The sequence below is a fragment of the Pelolinea submarina genome, assembly GCF_003966975.1.
Classification (GTDB): domain Bacteria; phylum Chloroflexota; class Anaerolineae; order Anaerolineales; family Anaerolineaceae; genus Pelolinea; species Pelolinea submarina.
The window spans coordinates 1,920,150-1,936,875 of record NZ_AP018437.1; the positions used below are offsets into that span (position 1 = coordinate 1,920,150).

The following is a 16,726-nucleotide window of genomic DNA, read 5'->3' on the forward strand; positions in this document are numbered from 1 at the left end:
TTCGAAAGACTAGTTGACCAGCATATCCGCTGAAATTGAGGGATCCTGCGGAACGATATCTTTCCAGACATCATTAATCTTGATGGTTTTGTCCGCTTTAGCCTCATCCAGCCAATTCTGGTAATGAAGTTGCTGGGCGTAGTTGTAATCATCGGCGCTGAGTGCCCGGTCCTCGTGGCCAACCACCTGAATGATGTGCCAGCCGTAATCGGTCTCAACCGGTTCACTGGTTTTGCCGACTTCCAAAGCAAACGCAGCTTCTTCAAAGGGCTCAACCATATAGCCGCGTGGGAACCAACCCAAGTCGCCGCCAGTGGTGTTGTTGCTGGTGTCCAATGAAAGTTCCGCGGCCAAAGCGTTCCAATCCTCACCTGCATCCAGGCGGGCCAGAACGTCCTTCGCTTCGTCTTCGGTTTCCACCAGAATGTGACGTGCCCAGACCTGTTCCTGTACAACGGGCAGTTCGGAATAAATCTGTTTCTGGACTTTCTGGTCCAGCAGGTAATGGTACACATATTGTCGCAGATATTCTTCGCTGACGTTCACAGACTCAAGCGAGGTGATATATTCGTTGTAGCTTTCCTGGTAGAGTTCTTCAGTATAAGGTGTGGCTGTCGGTTCCGCTGTTTCTTCAGCAGCAACTTCGGCGGGTGTGGCGGTTGCTTCGGGTGTTTCCTCGGCAGCTTCCACATCGGCAGTCTCGGCGCTTTCAGCAACAGCTTCTGTTGCTTCAACCGCTTCTTCAGTCTCCGTTGCCACAACTTCAGTAGGTACTACTTCTTCGGTTGCTTCCAATACCGGTGTGGGGGTATAACCCAGCAAAGCCTGTTCGGCTTCGGATACCGTTGGGGTATTCCAGGGAGTAGTAGTTGGTTCGGGGGTGGGGGTTCCGGAGGGATAATAATTGAACAGTTCCATCAGGAGTTCATCAACATCCGCGTCACTCACTTCTATCCCCATTTTCTTTGCTTCGATTGCGATCACTTGATCGTCAACCATGCTATTGAGAACAGTTTCCCCAAATGATTCATAATCAGCCAACGTACTTTGGACCTGCTGCATTTGACTCAGGAAGTACTGCTGGTATTCTGCCGAGTCGCCAAACATCTGATACTGCGCGTAGAGAATGCTGTACTGTTGAATATAAGCATTCCGTTCCAGGCGCACCCGATTGACGAAATAATCGTTATCAATGCGAGTGTGGTCCACTTTGGCAACCGCAATATGATTCTTGAAAACCTTATCATATAACAGGGCATAACCAACCATTCCAACGATCAAAGCCGCTGTGATGATAAAACCGATAATAATAATTCGGTTTTGTTTCTTTTCGCGAGCGGAATGAATGGATGGCCGTTTGGGGGCCTGTTCTTCTTTTTTTGTTGAAGACATGATGTTTATTTCTCCAATTTATCTTAGCGGGTTCTTTCTTCCCAAGTACCGCCAGCAAACGGCAGCAGAGCGATGTGCCGGGCGCGTTTGATTTCGCGGGCAACCGCACGCTGGTGTTTGGCACACGTGCCGGTTTGACGGCGCGGACGAATTTTCCCTTCTTCTGTGGTGTATTTTCTCAAGAGCGGGTAATTCTTGTAGTCAATTTCCAGGGTGGTATCTGAGCAGAATTGGCAGTAACGCGGTCTGGGAGTGTATCTTCGAGAACCACGCTGGCCCTGATCTGATCCTTGATAGCTATCTTCAGCCATTATTTCTCCTTCTGTTGTTCCGGCAGGTTAAATTATCCTGCAAAACAACTGATTTATTAATTAGATTATTTCGCGATAATCAGGAAACGCATAACCGGTTCCAAGATACGTAGATTCTTTTCCAAATCTGCTACCGCTTCTGAGGGCATGCTAATGTAGTGAAGGAAGTAAACGCCTTCATTTTGCTTCTGGATTTCATAAGCCAGACGCCGCTTGCCCCAATTATCAATTTTCTCGATTGAACCGCCGGATTTAACAATCCAGTCCTTGATTTTCTCAAGTGCCTGGCTGGATGCTTCTTCATCCAAATCGGGATGGACAATCACCATCAATTCATAATTATTCACGCAGGATTCCTCCTTTCCATGGGTTTGCCCCTGATTTCAACGGGTGTTGATTCAGGAGCGGAAAGGTAACCAATACTTGGTTAACTTACCAGTGCCAAGTTTAGCATAAACCGGCTGGCTTGGGTAGGGAGCGCTTTTCTTATATAATGGTACTTTATAAAGAATTAGTAAAGAATTCAGGAGGTCCCATGAAAGTCAATTTGCTGTATCGTCCTTCATATTCACTGGCAGATGTGGAATTGGAGGGTGGTGAAAGTATCACGGCCGAATCCGGTTCAATGGTGGCTATGAGTCCGGATTTGCAGGTCCAAACCAAAATGAAGGGTGGTTTGATGAAATCCCTGGCGCGCTCCGTGCTGGGCGGTGAGTCCTTCTTCATGAATACCTTCCAGGCCAGCAGCCACGGCGGCAAAATTCAATTAGCCCCAACGTTGCCGGGCGACGTTTTTACCATGGAGTTAAAGGGTGAATCCTATCTGGTGCAATCCGGCTCTTTCCTGGCTTCCAGCGAAGGCGTGCAGACCGATACCAAATGGGGCGGCGCGAAGACCTTTTTTGGCGGTGAGGGGTTGATTATGCTGCGCTGCTCCGGTAGCGGAACGCTCATTTTGGCCAGTTACGGTGCCATCCACGAGGTGGATTTGGCGGCGGGCGAAACCTTCACTGTGGATACCGGCCACCTGGTGGCCTTCTCTGAAAAGATCGGCTTTCGCGTGCGTTCGATCGGCGGCCTGGCATCCACCTTCCTGGGCGGCGAGGGCCTTGTAGTGGACCTGACCGGACCCGGAAAAGTGCTGTTGCAAACCCGCAGTGTAGGCGCTTTCCTGGATTGGCTGATGCCGCGCCTGCCGAAGACCAATAACAGTTAGTTGTTTATTCAATCAAATAAGACATATCGACGGGAGTGATTATGACATCTTCTTTGAATACTTTCTTTGAACCGGCTGGAGTTGCAATCATTGGGGCATCCGACAAACCGGATAAATTGAGCCATGGTATCCTGCGCAATATGCTGGAATATGGTTACCAGGGCGGCGTTTATCCGGTCAATCCGAAAAGCAGCGAGATTCTGGGAAAGACTTGCTATCCGGATATCAGCGTGGTACCGGATCCTTTGGATCTGGCAGTCATCATTCTGCCCGCGCCGGCAATCCCCGGTGTATTGGAAGCTTGCGGAAAACGCGGCGTGAAGACTGTGACAGTGATTTCCGGCGGTTTCAAAGAAATTGGCGAAGAAGGTAAAGCTCTTGAAGGTCAAATTTTAGAGATCATCCATAAATACGGTATGCGCATGATCGGCCCCAACTGCGTGGGTTCATTCAACCTGAACAACGGTATGAACACCACCTTTATTAAAGGTAAACCTGCCACCGGTGGGATTGGGTTTATTTCGCAGTCCGGCGCGGTTTGCGGCGGCATTGTGGATCATGTCCTCAACAATGGCATTGGTTTTTCCCATTTCCTCAGCTTAGGCAATGAAGCGGATGTAAATGAGACGGATATGATGGAATATCTGGTGGAAGATGATAAAACATCCGTCATTGCTATTTACGCGGAGGGTATTCAGGATGGACAGCGTTTTATTCAGAGTGCCCGAAAAGTCACCCGCAGAAAACCGGTGCTGATCCTTAAAGCGGGACGCAGCGACGAGGGCGCGCGGGCAGTGTCATCCCACACCGGTTCACTGGCCGGGTCACACACGGCTTATCAGGCAGCCTTCCAGCAAAGCGGCGTGATCGAGGTCAAGAACTCCACCGATTTGTTGAATGTAGCCATGGCGCTGGACTGGATGCCGCTGCCGAAGGGCAGCCGCGCGGCAATCGTCACCAATGCCGGCGGACCGGCGGCTCTGGCTTCGGACAGCCTGGCGGAAAATGGCATACAGTTGGCGCATTTCAGCCAGGCCACTCAAGCCAAACTGCGTGAGAAATTGAGCCCGGCTGCGCAAGTAGCCAACCCGGTAGATATGCTGGGCGGAGCGACAGAAACAGAATACGGATACGCACTGGACTGCGTGCTGGCGGATGAGAATGTGGATATGGCGCTGGGTGTACTGGTTCCCCAGGCGCTGGTTGATACGGTGAAGGTAGCGCAGGCCATGCTGGATGCGGCACGCAAGAGCGGTAAACCGGTATTGGTATGTATCATGGGTTCTGTTAGTGTGCACGCGGCACAACAGCTCCTTCACGATAATCATCTTCCCATGGTCGATTATCCCGAGAAAAGCGGAGTGGTGTTTGGCGCATTAAAGCAATACGCCGATTATCTAAACAGCCCGCCCAATGATGAAGAGACATTGTCAATCAAGAAGGACACAGCTAAAGTACAGGCTCTCCTGGCGGGAAGTGATTTGAAAAACTGGGGGGAACATGTCACCCGGCCGCTGTTGGACGCTTACGGCGTTTCTCTCATCCCCGGCAAACTGGCTCGTGATTTTCAGGAGTCGCTGGACGCAGCCAAGGAATTAGGCTACCCGGTGGTTATGAAGGTCGCTTCACAGGATGTACTGCATAAATCGGATTACGGGGCTATCGCGGTCAATATTCGGGATGACGGCGAATTGGAAAATGCCTATAACCGCATCCTTGAAAACGTACACGAACACGACGTTAACGCCAGAATTGAAGGCGTGCTGTTGGAAAAGATGGCCGCCAAGGGCCAGGAAGTGATCATCGGCATGAAACGCGATCCGGGATTTGGCCCGCTGATGATGTTCGGGATGGGCGGTATCTTTGTGGAATTGTTTAAAGACGTGGCCTTCCGCGTGGCGCCGATGACAACCGCGGATGCGCGGGCCATGTTGAAACAGACCAAGGCGGTCAAACTGCTTTCGGGTTGGCGCGGCGGGATCCAGTATGATACGGATGCGATTATCGAAAATATCCTGCGCTTAAGCCAGCTGGCAGTGGATTTCCCGCAGATACAAGAGATCGAGATCAACCCACTATTGGTGCTGCCCAAGGGGCAGGGCGCGCTGGCGCTGGATTGCCGCATGATACTCGAATAGATAACTTTTGGTAAAAAGATAATAACCCAAGCAAACTCGCTTGGGTTATTTTTTATAAGCGGCCAAAGCCCGTTGGCGGGCAAAACCATGATCAACAATGGGCGCTGGGTAATCCCTGCCAATTTGAACGCCTGCCTTAACTTGCAGTTCGGATGGCATTTTCCATGGCTCATGAATGAACGCGTCCGGCACAGCGGCCAATTCCGGCAGCCAGGTGCGGATGTACTCTCCCTGTGGGTCAAATTTTCGGCTCTGCGTGACCGGATTGAAAACCCGGAAGTAAGGCGCTGCGTCCGTACCGGTGCCGGCGGTCCACTGCCAGCCGCCGTTGTTGCTGGCCGGGTCGCCGTCCAGCAGCTGCTGCATGAACCAGGCTTCACCTTCCTGCCAGTTAATCAACAAATCTTTGGTGAGGAAGGAGGCGGTGATCATGCGTGCACGGTTGTGCATCCAACCGGTCTGGGCTAATTGGCGCATGCCGGCATCCACCAACGGGTAGCCGGTGTGGCCGGATTGCCAGGCGTGTAAATCTTGCGGGCTGCTGCGCCAGGGGATATCGCGCATGGCTTCGCGAAAGGCGCCGTGCAGTACGAAGGGGAAGGCGGCCATGATGTTGAAATAGAATTCCCGCCAGACCAGTTCATTCAACCATTTGGATGCACCGTCGTGCGTTTGGGGATTATCCAGGAATGGCCGCATTTGCGCATAGGCACTACGGGGTGAAAGCAAACCAAAACGCAGATACGGTGAGAGCAGTGAGGTACCGTCCAAATCAACACGATCGCGTTGGTTGTGATAGTCACCCACGGAAAATTGCAGGAAATCGTCCAGACGGCGCTGAGCCTGTTCTTCACCTGCGGGAAATCCGTCTATTTCATTCGAAGGGGGAAGTGCTTCGGAAGATAGCGGCGGGTATGCCGGCAAGTGGTCCGGTATGGGGAGCGGGTCGTTGGGAAGCGGAAGGGCCAGCCAGGTATTATAAAATGGCGTGAAAACAGTGTAGGGGGTGCCATCAGCCTTTACGGCTGCTCCCGGAGGGTAGATCAACAAGCCGTTTACCAGCTCCAGATTCAGTTCACTCTTAACCTCTTGGTCTCGCTGACGTGCATAGCTGCTGAAATCCGCTTCAGCTGTGATGATTGACGCACCGCATTCTTCTTTTAGGCGGGAAAGTTCAACTATCGGTTTCCCTTGACGCAGTACCAATGGACAGCCCATTTTCTCCAAACGCTCGGAAAGGATTTGTAAATTGCGGAATAAGAATTGGTGTCTGCGTGACGCGTTCCTCTCCAACAAGTGAGGATCGAGAATATAAACCGGAATAACAGTATCGGCTTGTGACAGGGCAGAATGCAAAGATTGATTATCAGACAAACGTAAGTCTCTGCGGATCCACCAAATGGCAGTTGTCATAATGTGATTTTACAGGAATAAAAAAGCGTATTCAAGAATAATGCGCATAGGCATTATAGCAATAGGGGAAATTCAGATAAAAAAATTAAAAGACACTAAATTGGTCAAACCTGTCCTCGGAAAAAAAAGTAGACAAGAATACAGAGAATAAAAATTATCAGAAGGATGATGGAAATTTGCAAATTCTTTTTATTGTTGGGCATAGTATCAACTGATTTTCTTAAAATGATTATACATAAATTCAAGAAGTGAGTATAATCTTGGGTCGCAAAAACGGTCAATCGCCGCCTTTTTTCCAGGCGGTGAAATCATTTAACCGCAAAGATGAATTTGAAATGAATAAGGATATTGTTAATTTATCAATAGTTGTGTATATATTCAGCACATTGTGGATTTCTATCTATGGGTACCATAGTTTAATATTGTCCATTCTGTACTTGTCCGGCCAGAAAAAGAAAAAAAGCAGACTGGCCTTACCGGCGCTATCGGAAGATAGTCTGCCGCATGTGACCATTCAATTGCCTATTTTCAATGAGAAATATGTTGTCCGGCGATTATTGAAAGCTGTTACCGAAATGGATTACCCCGGAAAACTGCTGCAAATTCAGGTCTTGGATGATTCCACAGACGATACCGCTCGTTTGGTAGAGGAGTTGGTGCATATTTATCAGACTAAGGGCTTCGACATGGTTTATATCCACAGACAGGATCGCAGTGGATTCAAAGCCGGCGCAATGCAGAACGCGCTGAAAAGTGCAACAGGTGATTTTGTTGCCATTTTTGATGCGGATTTTATTCCTCCAAAAGATTGGCTGCGAAACATGCTCCCGCACTTTGCTGAAAAACAAATTGGCTGTGTACAATCGCGTTGGGGGCATCTCAATATTAGCCAGTCCGGTTTTACTAAAGCTGTGGCGCTGGCGCTGGACGGCCATTTTCAGGTGGAGCAGCCGGCACGCAGTGACAACAGCCTGATCATGGGGTTTAACGGTTCCGGTGGCATGTGGCGCAAGGCTTGCATCGATGACGCCGGCGGCTGGCAGGCTGACACGCTTACCGAAGATTTGGATCTCAGTTACCGCGCGCAAATGCGCGGCTGGCAGGTGAAATTCATTGGTGATTTGGTCGTACCGGCGGAACTGCCGGACGAGATGGCTGCTTTTAAACAACAGCAGTATCGCTGGGCCAAAGGCGGCATTCAAACCGCACGCAAAATCCTGCCGAATTTGTTGGCATCGGATTTGCCCTTATCAGCACGCCTGATGGGAACGCTGCATCTGACCGCTTATGTAGGCCAATTGTTGATGATCCTGATTCTCTTGAGTTTCCTGCCGGTGGGGTTATACGCACCGCAGGTATTTAAAATTTTCCCGCTAACAATTTTGGCTTCCTTCGGCCCGGTATTTCTATATGCCATCGCTAAAAGCGAGAGTTGTCATGGATGGTTGGAGCGGTCAATCGTGATACTGCGGGTACTCCTAATCGGTTTTGGCATGTCACTGAACACCAGTGTCGCTATTTTGGATGCACTGTCCACTAAAAATGCCGGTACTTTTGTACGCACACCCAAAATAAACACAATGGGATATGCAAATAAAAATATTGACCGTAATTACCAGGTAAAAATCAGCCCGATGGTCTTGGGCGAAATTCTACTGGCCCTGTTTGCGTTTTACACTATTTACAGGCTTTTGCCAAAGCTGGGATTCTTTGGCGTAGCCTGGTTGTTCCTGTACGCAGCCGGCTATTTATACGTTTCCGGATTAAACCTGGTTCAGGAATGGCAGGTCAGCCGGCAGATCAATATGGAAAAGAAAAATCTACGCAGCAATGGATAAAAGGAAGACGAAACGCTGAAATATTAAAATGAGATTGGATAGGTTTACCAGAATCGACCTCAAAGACATGGGGTCGATATTATTTTTGCGGCTGAAAAGCCGCATTGGGAAAATAAAAAAAATACAGCATAGGCTATAATAGCCTTACGTATGCATTTAGTCTTGGTATACGACTCGAATAATCCCCGACAAGACGCAGAAGGTTCCCGGGTTATCCAGTCTTTTCATGAAGATGTCAATCAAGCGATCATAGCGGCCCTGCAGGCGAATGGTCATGTTGTGAGCGCGCTGGAAGCAGACGCCAATTTGGAGGAACGACTGCGAGAGTTAAAACCTGATTTTGTCTTTAATTGCTCAAACACAGGTCAAGATGAGGGAGAAAAATCCTACGCGCCGCGGATATTAAATAAATTGGGTATTCCCTTCACCGGATCCGGCGGATCGGCCTGTTATAACGCTTACGATAAAGAGCGGACCAAACGAATTTTACTGGCAGCACATATCGCCACGCCGCAGGCTTTAGTGATCCACAATCCGCATCATTACAAAATACCGGAAACTCTGACCTATCCGCTGTTCGTAAAACCGGTCAGCGGTGGCTGCAGCTACGGGATCGGCCGGAATAATCTCATCCGCAGCCAGGCCAACCTGAATAAACGCATACAGCAGATCTATGACCAGGTAGAAAGCCCGCTGTTGGTCGAAGAATTCCTGGAAGGGCGGGAGTTCACAGCCGGTATATTGGGTAACAACCAGCCGCTTGTACTGCCGCTCATGGAATTTAAATACAAGCGGGATAACGGCGCCAGTTTCCGCAGCTATCAGCTCAAAATGGTCGACTACGCAGATGAAGAAGTCCGCTGCCCAGCCGAATTGGGGCCGAACAAATTGCTTGAGGTGCGGCGTTTGGTGCAGCGCACCTATAAGGCCATCGGCTGCCGCGACTACGCGCGTGTGGATGTGCGTATGGACCGCACGGGAAAACCTTACGTGCTGGAAGTGAACGCGCTGCCCAACCTGATGCCGAAGACCAGCTCATACGCTATCATGGCACAGAAAGCCGGTATGAATTTCTGCGAACTGATCCGAAGTATCTTGCGTACAGCTGCCGCGCGTTACTCGACCGTATAAAATCAGCTATCGTTTATAATCCAAAACAACCTAACCCTAAGAGAAAATCGATGCCAATCACACCCTTCAAACTCGAACGCTATTTTGCTAAATATGAATTCAGCACACGCTACCTGCTTTCCAGCTCGGACTGTGACGGCCTACCCATGCACGATCTGCTGGGGCTGGCAGACGGAGAATGCCGCGCTTTATGGGACAATTTGGCGTTGGGTTATACCGAATCGTTGGGACATCCACTGCTGCGGGAAGAAGTGGCGAAATTGTACAGCGGCATTAGCATGGAAGATGTTCTGTTAATCGTGCCGGAGGAAGGCATTTATATGGCAATGCAGAGCATCCTGCGGCCGGGCGACCACGTTATCTGTACTTTTCCGGGCTACCAGTCGCTCTATCAGATTGCGGCCGATAAAGGCTGTGAAGTGACCCAATGGCGGCCGGAAGAAGAATATGGCTGGCGCTTTAATCCGGATTTCCTGGAAGAAAACCTGCGGCCAAATACGCGCATGCTGGTGTTCAATTTCCCGCACAATCCCACCGGCTACCTGCCTTCACAGGAAGATTACGCACGTATCCTGGATTTTGCCAAAGCGCATGATTTATATGTGTTTTCGGACGAAATGTACCGCTTGCTGGAGCTGGATCCGGCCGACCGTCTGCCTTCCGCTTGTGAGCAGTACGAAAAGGCAATAACGCTGTTCGGTATGTCCAAGACTTTCGGTATGGCCGGCGTACGCCAGGGCTGGCTGGTTACGCGCGATCGTGAAATATTTGATCAATTGGCGGCGTACAAAGATTACACCACCATCTGCGGAAGCGCACCCAGCGAAATCCTGGCATTGATCGCGCTGCGCAACCGAATGAGTATCACCGCGTCTCATTTGGCACGCATCCGGCGCAACCTGGGGCTGCTGGATGAGTTATTTGCGCGGCATGCCAACCTGTTTGAATGGACACGGCCGCGTGCCGGCACGATTGCATTTCCGAAAATAAAAATTGGCGAGGGCGCCATGTCTTTCTGCCAAAAATTGGTGAATGAGGCAGGGATTATGCTGCTGCCTTCCAGTGTGTATGATTACGATGACAGGCACGTGCGCTTGGGATTTGGGCGTGAAAATCTGCCGGAGGGACTGGAGAAGTTCGAGGAATACCTGAAAACATATTGATACTAAATTCGGGTAGAAAATAATAGGGATTATAAAATTAACTTAAGAATTATTAATCAGAAATTCTTATATAATTAATCAGACTAAATAAAGCGCAATATTTATAAAAAAAATTTATTTGCTTGCAGGCTGGGGTTTGCGAATAATTACCCGGTAAATCCAAATTAAATCCACAAGATGTGGGAGGGAATGTACGTATGAAAAGATCAATTATTTTCTTTGTATTGATTGCCTTATTACTGTCAGCTTGCTCAAGCAGTACGGCAGCTCCAGCCGCGGCGGAAGCCGCTGCTATCGATGCACCGGTAACAACGCTGCGTGTGGCACAGCAATTCGGCTTGGGTTACGCTGCCCTGACCATCGCCGATGAACTCAACCTGTTCGAAAAATATTTACCCGGATTGCAGGTGGAGTGGCTGCAATTGGGCTCCGGCGGTGCTATCAACGAAGCCTTCATTGCCGGTGAGGTGGATGTTGCGGTGATGGGTATTCCACCTTTCCTGATTGGATGGGATAAGGGTATTCCCTGGCGGGTAGCTTCCGGTATGTGCGTGATGCCATTATCGCTGCAAACCTACAAGGATAATATCAACAGTTTGGCTGATTTTGGCCCGGACGATAAGATTGCTTATCCGGCTCCCGGCAGCATCCAGCATATTCTGCTTTCAATGGCAGCCGAAAGACAATTGGGCAGCCCCACCGCTCTGGATGACATCGGCGTTGCCATGGCGCACCCGGATGCGGCTGCGGCATTGATGAACCAGAAGGATATCAGCGGGCATTTCACTTCACCCCCTTACAATTTCCAGGAACTCAGCCAGGCAGGCATTCATACTGTTGTGGACGGCACGGAAGCTTTTGGTACCGAATTTACCTTCCTGGTTGCGGTAGCCTCGGAGGAACTATATGAAAATAATCCACAGGCGTATTCCGCGTTTGTGATGGGCATTGCTGAAGCATCCGATTACATCAACCAGCATCCCCAGGAGGCCGCGGCTATCCTGGCCCCCAGCTTTGGGTTGGACGAGGAAACGACTTTGAAGTACCTGACCTGGCCCGGAATGAATTACGTAACCACGCCTTTGGGCTTGATGGGTTTTTCAGACTTTATGCAAAATGCCGGTTACATTGAGAAAGTTCCTGAGACTGTGTCTGAAATTGCCTTCCCCAACGTGGTGGCGGCTATCGGGCAGCAGAGCGGAACATCCGGTGAACTGGAAACGTTACAATTCAGGCCTGAATAGACTTAATATGCATTAGAAAAGAAAAGAGCTAGACCAATATGGTTTTGGCTCTTTTTCTGTTGAAAATGGAAAATGATTGAGAGGATTGCAGATGGCTGAAATATCATCAAAAATTACCTATTTTCTCAAACCGGGAAAAGAGAATACTGAACGAGTGCTTGAATTGGCCGGGGAGAAAGCTAAAGAACTGCACCTCTCAACCATTTTGGTTGCTTCAACTACGGGTTTTACGGCTGCCAGAGCTGTGGGGATGTTCCCCGGATTGAATATTGTGGTGGTAACGCACGCGGCCGGCTACATGGAAGCGGACGCGCAAGAGTTCGACCCGGCTGTCAGATCGCAAGTGGAAGCTGCGGGCGCGCGTGTGCTGACCGCCCAGCACACCTTCGCGGGTGTAAATCGCGCCATCCGCCAGACCCTGGGCGGCTACCAACCGGACGAGATTATTGCCAGCGTGCTGCGGCTGTTTGGTCAGGGCATGAAGGTGGTATGCGAGATTGCCATGATGGCGGCGGATGCCGGATTGGTGTCCTGCAAAACACCCCTGATTGCCGTGGCTGGTACGCACCGCGGCGCCGATTTGGGTGTAGTGTTAATCCCGGCGAATTCCTCCCGATTCTTCGATCTGGAAATCATCGAAATATTCTGCATGCCTTCCCGGCATCATCCAGAATAAATAATTTATGGAAAAGAACTTATGCCAATATTGAAAAAAGTAACCGAAAATAAAATTTTGCGACAAGCATTCTTCATCGCTATTTTACTGGGTGTGTGGCAGTACATTGTCTCCACCGGTAATTATTCGGAGTTGATCCTGCCCAACCTGCGCTCCATTTGGACGGCTCTGGTGGATTCCATTTCTACGGGAGAAATGGGAGAACGGACCGCGTATTCGTTGTACCTGATCGGGAAAGCCCTTGCCATCGGCAGCGGCCTGGCACTCATCCTGACTGCCCTGGCCATGCTTTCACCGTTGTTCGCCGATTTTGTAAAAACGATTACCACAATCTTCAACCCGCTGCCGGGTGTGGCACTCCTGCCCATCGCGCTGTTGTGGTTCGGGATCGGTGAAAATTCGATCCTCCTGATCCTGGTACATTCCATTATTTGGCCGCTGATCCTGAACGCGACCACAGGATTTCGCTCGGTATCGCGCACGCAGCTGGAGGTGGGGCGCAACCTGGGACTGCGCGGGCTGAAACTGGTATCTTCCGTGATGGTGCCATCCGCTTTCCCGTACATCTTGACCGGCTTCAAGATTTCCTGGTCCAATTCCTGGCGTTCGCTGGTGGCTGCTGAAATGATCTTCGGCGCCTCAGGCGGACAAGGCGGATTGGGCTGGCTGATCTACCAAAAACGCTTTTTCCTGCAAACCCCCTACGTCTTTGCGGCCCTGTTCGTAATCATCTTAATCGGTATCCTGGTAGAAAACGTCATCTTCGCGCAGATTGAGAAATGGACCATCCAGCGCTGGGGCATGATCATTCAGAAGGAAAAGTAGATATGGCAGACAAAGTTCTCATCGAAAATTTATTCGTCAAATTTGAAGGCGAGCAGGGCAATATTCAGGCGCTGGAGGATATCTCCTTTTCTGTCAAAGAAGGTGAATTTCTAACCATTCTGGGCCCATCCGGCTGCGGCAAGAGCACACTGATCCGTTCAATCGCCGGCTTCCAGAAACCGGAAAAGGGCCGTATTCTGTTGGGAAAAAGACAGGTCCATGAACCCGGACCGGACCGCATCATGGTCTTTCAGGAATTCGACCAGCTTTTCCCCTGGAAAACCGTCAAAAGCAACATTACCTACGCCTTGAAAGTAAATGGAAAGGGAAAAGAAGAACGCGAACGCATGGCCGCGCATTACCTGGAGATGGTCAATTTGCAGGATTTTGGAGGAGCGTTCCCACACCAGCTTTCGGGCGGCATGAAACAGCGCGCGGCTATCGCGCGTTCGCTGGCGCTCAACCCGGAGATTTTGTTGATGGATGAACCCTTTGGCTCACTGGACGCTCAGACGCGCGCTGTCCTGCAATCAGAATTGGTGCGGTTGTGGCAGAAGGTGGGATCAACCATTATCTTCATCACGCACAATATCCAGGAAGCCATTTTGCTGGGCGACCGCGTGATGGTCATGTCCAGCGCGCCGGGACGCATCAAGGACATCGTGGACGTGAACATCGCGCGCCCGCGCCTGCCGGAGACGCCGGAATTCATGGCGTTGTGGCACACGTTGTATGGCCTGCTGGAAACCAAACGCTTTGGCGAGAATGGCAAGAACAACACCATGCCGGGCAAGGATTAATTTATCATTATCTTATTGTTATAAACTTATGGGTGAGTATGACGAATCGTTTTGATGAAACGCGACAACTGGAGCGAATTGAAAAACTGGACCAGGGCCCGGTGCCGGTGGTGCTGGATGCCAACTGGGTTAATGCTTTGGGCATCATGCGCGGATTGGGCCAACTGGGCCTGAAATCGGTGGGCATCAATGATACCCCGGACGGGGTAGCCCTGTATTCACGGCATGTCATCGGGCTGGTGGGGCCGAACCCGCGCCGGGATCCACAGGGGCTGATCGACCTGCTGGTGCGTGTCGGGAAGCGCCTGAAGACCAAAGGCGTGCTGTTCCTGACCGACGATAATTACCTCAAAGCGCTCTCCCAACACAAAGCCGCGCTGGAACCCTATTACCATTTCACTTTCCCGGATTATGATGTGCTGGAGCGCTTGATGGACAAACGCCGCCAGTACAAGCTGGCGGATGATCTTGGCATTGCCACCCCACGCAGTATGCAGGTCGAGAAAGCCGAAGACATTGCCCAATGGCCGCAGGACGCCTACCCGGTGCTGGTTAAAGGCGTCAGCGGCAAGGATTTCTACCATCATTACCACAGCCAGGTCTTGGTCTTCCAGGCTAAAACAGAACTGGAAAAGATGCTGGCGGAAAAGCCGGCCATCCCGGTACTGCTTCAGGAACTTATACCCGGCGGCGAGGAGAACCTGTACACGGCCGGGATTTACATGAACGAAGCGGGAGAGGCCAAAGCCGTTTTCACCGGGCGCAAGCTGCGCCAGTATCCGCGTAACTTCGGCACCTGCACGGTGGGCGAGAGCCTGCCCTGCGCGGACATCGTGCAGCCGTCGATTGACCTGCTGCGCAAGCTGGAATTCTACGGCATCTCACAGGTGGAATACAAGTTCGACGCGCGTGACGGCAGATACAAGCTGATCGAGGTCAACGGGCGTTTCTGGAAGTGGCACAGCCTGGCCACCGACAGCGGCGTCAACCTGGCTGCGGCGGCTTACTGCGACATCCTTGGACTACCGATGCCGCGCGTGACACCCCAGCGCTACGGACTGAAATGGCTGGAGCTGCCGGATGATTTTCGGGGCGTTTTGAAGGATATCCAAGCGGGCGGGTTCCGCCTGGGCCGCTGGCTGCGTACTGTGGCGCCGCCCTTCGTCTTCAGCGTTTTCGCCTGGGATGACCCGCGGCCGTGGTGGAAAATGGTGTGGAAGAGTTTGACGAAGATGGGATAAACAAATTCAATTTAGGAGGGTGTTATGACGAAGAAATATGTTTCCATTGAAGAAATTGCTAATAAAGCCATTGCTATCATGAATAAAAGGATCACCAACGAAATCTTCCTGATCATCCAGAATAACCGTGAATTGATGCATGATTACTTACGGGCAGTGGAAGAACATAAGCTAGATAATGTCAATCGGAATATCGGTAAAGCGGTTAAAAATCAGTACCATCTGACCAATATGAATGACCGTGAAGATAATCCCTCATGTACACTCATTCAGAGCCACCAGAAGTTTGAATAATATCTTTACTTAAGAAAAATATATTAATCCTGGTCTGTAGCTGCGCACCATGGCGCCACCTTTCGTGTTTAGCGTATTTGCCTGGGATGATACGCGGCCGTGGGGGAAGATGATTTGGAAAAACAATTAATCGAAAGCGTTCTTAAAAATCATTTTCTAAAGAATTTTCTTGTAAAAAATTGAATTCTAGACTTTATATTATTTCCATGTAATCTCCGTTCATCATAAAAACCTCCAAATCTTATATTATGATGAACTCTTTTATATTTTGTATAGATGTTGCATTCAGAATCAAAAACTGAGATTGATATAGTCGAACCGTTAAATAAACATTCTGAAATAACGCTACTTAGATGAAAATCAACGGGTTCACCTATTACTAGTGTTATTGGAAAATCTTTGTCTTGCTCAGAAAACATTGCCCCTGTAGGTACAGGATCAAATTCTCTTTGATTTTTATTCTTCAATGATAAACTAATACTATTTATAGTGATTGGTTTATTTGTAGGATTTAAAAGTGTTATCTTATATTGCTCTACAAATTCAACCAGAACTAAGAGTATTATCAAATTTTCTTTATTTTTCTTCCATTCTTCAACTTGGTGAATTGTAGAAAGAATGGCACCCCATAACGCAATCACGAAAGTGACAATAATTCCCCATGTAGTTAGAAAATTCTTTATAGAGACAAAAAGACTACTTATTAGCTCCAATGTATTAACCCCGTTTCTATTATTTTGTATATATGAAGTAAATATCGTGACTTATTTTGAGTATTAGAAGATATAAAAATTCAACCGTAATTATATACTGATTCAATCTTCAGTTTTATTTTAAAACTGGCAGACAATCCCCGCCGCGCGGCAGCAGGCCAATCGTGGCATCTGGATTTATTGCCAGCGCCTGATCCACGGCAGCCTGCAGCGAAGGGCAGGCTTTGAAACCCAGAACCCCCATCTCTTCATTTGATAATCCATGCGACACCGCCAGAACGGCCTAGACCAGGTCGATGAATGAGACTATTGTTTCAAAAACGATAAGCAT

Annotated in this window: 17 protein-coding genes; 11 read left to right on the top strand and 6 right to left on the bottom strand. The window is 49.7% G+C overall.

All coding sequences use genetic code 11. The features are described 5' to 3' along the window. Positions 1–9 precede the first annotated feature (9 nt). From Pelsub_RS08455 to rpsF, 3 genes are all read right to left on the bottom strand, one after another. Complete coding sequence (locus Pelsub_RS08455; protein WP_116224167.1) at positions 10–1,392, bottom strand: peptidylprolyl isomerase; 1,383 nt, start codon at positions 1,390–1,392, stop codon at positions 10–12. A 23-nt stretch (positions 1,393–1,415) separates the two neighbouring features. Continuing rightward, positions 1,416–1,703 (bottom strand): 30S ribosomal protein S18, encoded by a 288-nt coding sequence (gene rpsR / locus Pelsub_RS08460; protein ID WP_116224166.1) that lies wholly within the window; start codon positions 1,701–1,703, stop codon positions 1,416–1,418. Between the two features lie 65 nt (positions 1,704–1,768). Continuing rightward, positions 1,769–2,050 (bottom strand): 30S ribosomal protein S6, encoded by a 282-nt coding sequence (gene rpsF / locus Pelsub_RS08465; protein ID WP_116224165.1) that lies wholly within the window; start codon positions 2,048–2,050, stop codon positions 1,769–1,771. A gap of 188 nt (positions 2,051–2,238) precedes the next feature. Between rpsF and Pelsub_RS08470 the strand changes: the two genes are divergently transcribed. Further along, positions 2,239–2,919 (top strand): TIGR00266 family protein, encoded by a 681-nt coding sequence (locus tag Pelsub_RS08470; RefSeq protein WP_116224164.1) that lies wholly within the window; start codon positions 2,239–2,241, stop codon positions 2,917–2,919. A 41-nt stretch (positions 2,920–2,960) separates the two neighbouring features. Next, complete coding sequence (locus Pelsub_RS08475) at positions 2,961–5,057, top strand: acetate--CoA ligase family protein (RefSeq protein WP_116224163.1); 2,097 nt, start codon at positions 2,961–2,963, stop codon at positions 5,055–5,057. A 45-nt stretch (positions 5,058–5,102) separates the two neighbouring features. Here the strand turns inward: Pelsub_RS08475 and Pelsub_RS08480 are convergent, their stop codons facing one another. Beyond that, positions 5,103–6,470 carry a cryptochrome/photolyase family protein gene (locus tag Pelsub_RS08480; RefSeq protein WP_116224162.1) on the bottom strand — a complete coding sequence of 456 codons (1,368 nt, stop codon included), beginning with the start codon at positions 6,468–6,470 and terminating at the stop codon, positions 5,103–5,105. A 335-nt stretch (positions 6,471–6,805) separates the two neighbouring features. Here Pelsub_RS08480 and Pelsub_RS08485 point away from each other — a divergent pair, with 335 nt between their 5' ends. From Pelsub_RS08485 to Pelsub_RS08525, 9 genes are all read left to right on the top strand, one after another. Then, complete coding sequence (locus Pelsub_RS08485; RefSeq protein WP_126440462.1) at positions 6,806–8,308, top strand: glycosyltransferase; 1,503 nt, start codon at positions 6,806–6,808, stop codon at positions 8,306–8,308. 150 nt (positions 8,309–8,458) lie between these two features. After that, positions 8,459–9,439 carry a D-alanine--D-alanine ligase family protein gene (locus tag Pelsub_RS08490; RefSeq protein ID WP_116224160.1) on the top strand — a complete coding sequence of 327 codons (981 nt, stop codon included), beginning with the start codon at positions 8,459–8,461 and terminating at the stop codon, positions 9,437–9,439. A gap of 50 nt (positions 9,440–9,489) precedes the next feature. Further along, positions 9,490–10,602, top strand: a complete 1,113-nt coding sequence (locus tag Pelsub_RS08495; RefSeq protein WP_116224159.1) for an aminotransferase class I/II-fold pyridoxal phosphate-dependent enzyme — start codon at positions 9,490–9,492, stop codon at positions 10,600–10,602. A 197-nt stretch (positions 10,603–10,799) separates the two neighbouring features. Beyond that, entirely contained in the window at positions 10,800–11,846 is a 1,047-nt protein-coding gene (locus Pelsub_RS08500) for an ABC transporter substrate-binding protein (protein ID WP_116224158.1), read from the top strand. Between the two features lie 91 nt (positions 11,847–11,937). Then, positions 11,938–12,522, top strand: coding sequence for a pyruvate kinase alpha/beta domain-containing protein (locus Pelsub_RS08505; RefSeq protein WP_116224157.1), 585 nt, complete (start codon positions 11,938–11,940; stop codon positions 12,520–12,522). 21 nt (positions 12,523–12,543) lie between these two features. Then, a complete protein-coding gene (locus tag Pelsub_RS08510; RefSeq protein ID WP_116224156.1) occupies positions 12,544–13,347 on the top strand; it encodes an ABC transporter permease in 804 nt (267 codons plus the stop codon). Between the two features lie 2 nt (positions 13,348–13,349). Further along, positions 13,350–14,147 (top strand): ABC transporter ATP-binding protein, encoded by a 798-nt coding sequence (locus Pelsub_RS08515; RefSeq protein WP_116224155.1) that lies wholly within the window; start codon positions 13,350–13,352, stop codon positions 14,145–14,147. Positions 14,148–14,185: 38 nt separating this feature from the next. Further along, positions 14,186–15,388 (top strand): carboxylate--amine ligase, encoded by a 1,203-nt coding sequence (locus Pelsub_RS08520; protein ID WP_116224154.1) that lies wholly within the window; start codon positions 14,186–14,188, stop codon positions 15,386–15,388. 24 nt (positions 15,389–15,412) lie between these two features. Next, positions 15,413–15,682 (top strand): hypothetical protein, encoded by a 270-nt coding sequence (locus Pelsub_RS08525; RefSeq protein ID WP_116224153.1) that lies wholly within the window; start codon positions 15,413–15,415, stop codon positions 15,680–15,682. A 149-nt stretch (positions 15,683–15,831) separates the two neighbouring features. Here Pelsub_RS08525 and Pelsub_RS08530 read toward each other — a convergent pair whose 3' ends face one another. After that, complete coding sequence (locus tag Pelsub_RS08530) at positions 15,832–16,395, bottom strand: hypothetical protein (protein WP_116224152.1); 564 nt, start codon at positions 16,393–16,395, stop codon at positions 15,832–15,834. A 115-nt stretch (positions 16,396–16,510) separates the two neighbouring features. Next, positions 16,511–16,639, bottom strand: a complete 129-nt coding sequence (locus Pelsub_RS15940) for a hypothetical protein (protein ID WP_267896266.1) — start codon at positions 16,637–16,639, stop codon at positions 16,511–16,513. Between the last annotated feature and the right edge of the window lie 87 nt (positions 16,640–16,726).

Bases quoted from the DNA above. Each gene is read 5' to 3' on its own strand.
- Pelsub_RS08455 (WP_116224167.1), bottom strand. From the start codon at position 1,392: ATGTCTTCAACAAAAAAAGAAGAACAGGCCCCCAAACGGCCATCCATT.
- rpsR (WP_116224166.1), bottom strand. From the start codon at position 1,703: ATGGCTGAAGATAGCTATCAAGGATCAGATCAGGGCCAGCGTGGTTCT.
- Pelsub_RS08470 (WP_116224164.1), top strand. From the start codon at position 2,239: ATGAAAGTCAATTTGCTGTATCGTCCTTCATATTCACTGGCAGATGTG.
- Pelsub_RS08475 (WP_116224163.1), top strand. From the start codon at position 2,961: ATGACATCTTCTTTGAATACTTTCTTTGAACCGGCTGGAGTTGCAATC.
- Pelsub_RS08480 (WP_116224162.1), bottom strand. From the start codon at position 6,470: ATGACAACTGCCATTTGGTGGATCCGCAGAGACTTACGTTTGTCTGAT.
- Pelsub_RS08485 (WP_126440462.1), top strand. From the start codon at position 6,806: ATGAATAAGGATATTGTTAATTTATCAATAGTTGTGTATATATTCAGC.
- Pelsub_RS08490 (WP_116224160.1), top strand. From the start codon at position 8,459: ATGCATTTAGTCTTGGTATACGACTCGAATAATCCCCGACAAGACGCA.
- Pelsub_RS08495 (WP_116224159.1), top strand. From the start codon at position 9,490: ATGCCAATCACACCCTTCAAACTCGAACGCTATTTTGCTAAATATGAA.
- Pelsub_RS08500 (WP_116224158.1), top strand. From the start codon at position 10,800: ATGAAAAGATCAATTATTTTCTTTGTATTGATTGCCTTATTACTGTCA.
- Pelsub_RS08505 (WP_116224157.1), top strand. From the start codon at position 11,938: ATGGCTGAAATATCATCAAAAATTACCTATTTTCTCAAACCGGGAAAA.
- Pelsub_RS08510 (WP_116224156.1), top strand. From the start codon at position 12,544: ATGCCAATATTGAAAAAAGTAACCGAAAATAAAATTTTGCGACAAGCA.
- Pelsub_RS08515 (WP_116224155.1), top strand. From the start codon at position 13,350: ATGGCAGACAAAGTTCTCATCGAAAATTTATTCGTCAAATTTGAAGGC.
- Pelsub_RS08520 (WP_116224154.1), top strand. From the start codon at position 14,186: ATGACGAATCGTTTTGATGAAACGCGACAACTGGAGCGAATTGAAAAA.
- Pelsub_RS08525 (WP_116224153.1), top strand. From the start codon at position 15,413: ATGACGAAGAAATATGTTTCCATTGAAGAAATTGCTAATAAAGCCATT.
- Pelsub_RS15940 (WP_267896266.1), bottom strand. From the start codon at position 16,639: ATGGGGGTTCTGGGTTTCAAAGCCTGCCCTTCGCTGCAGGCTGCCGTG.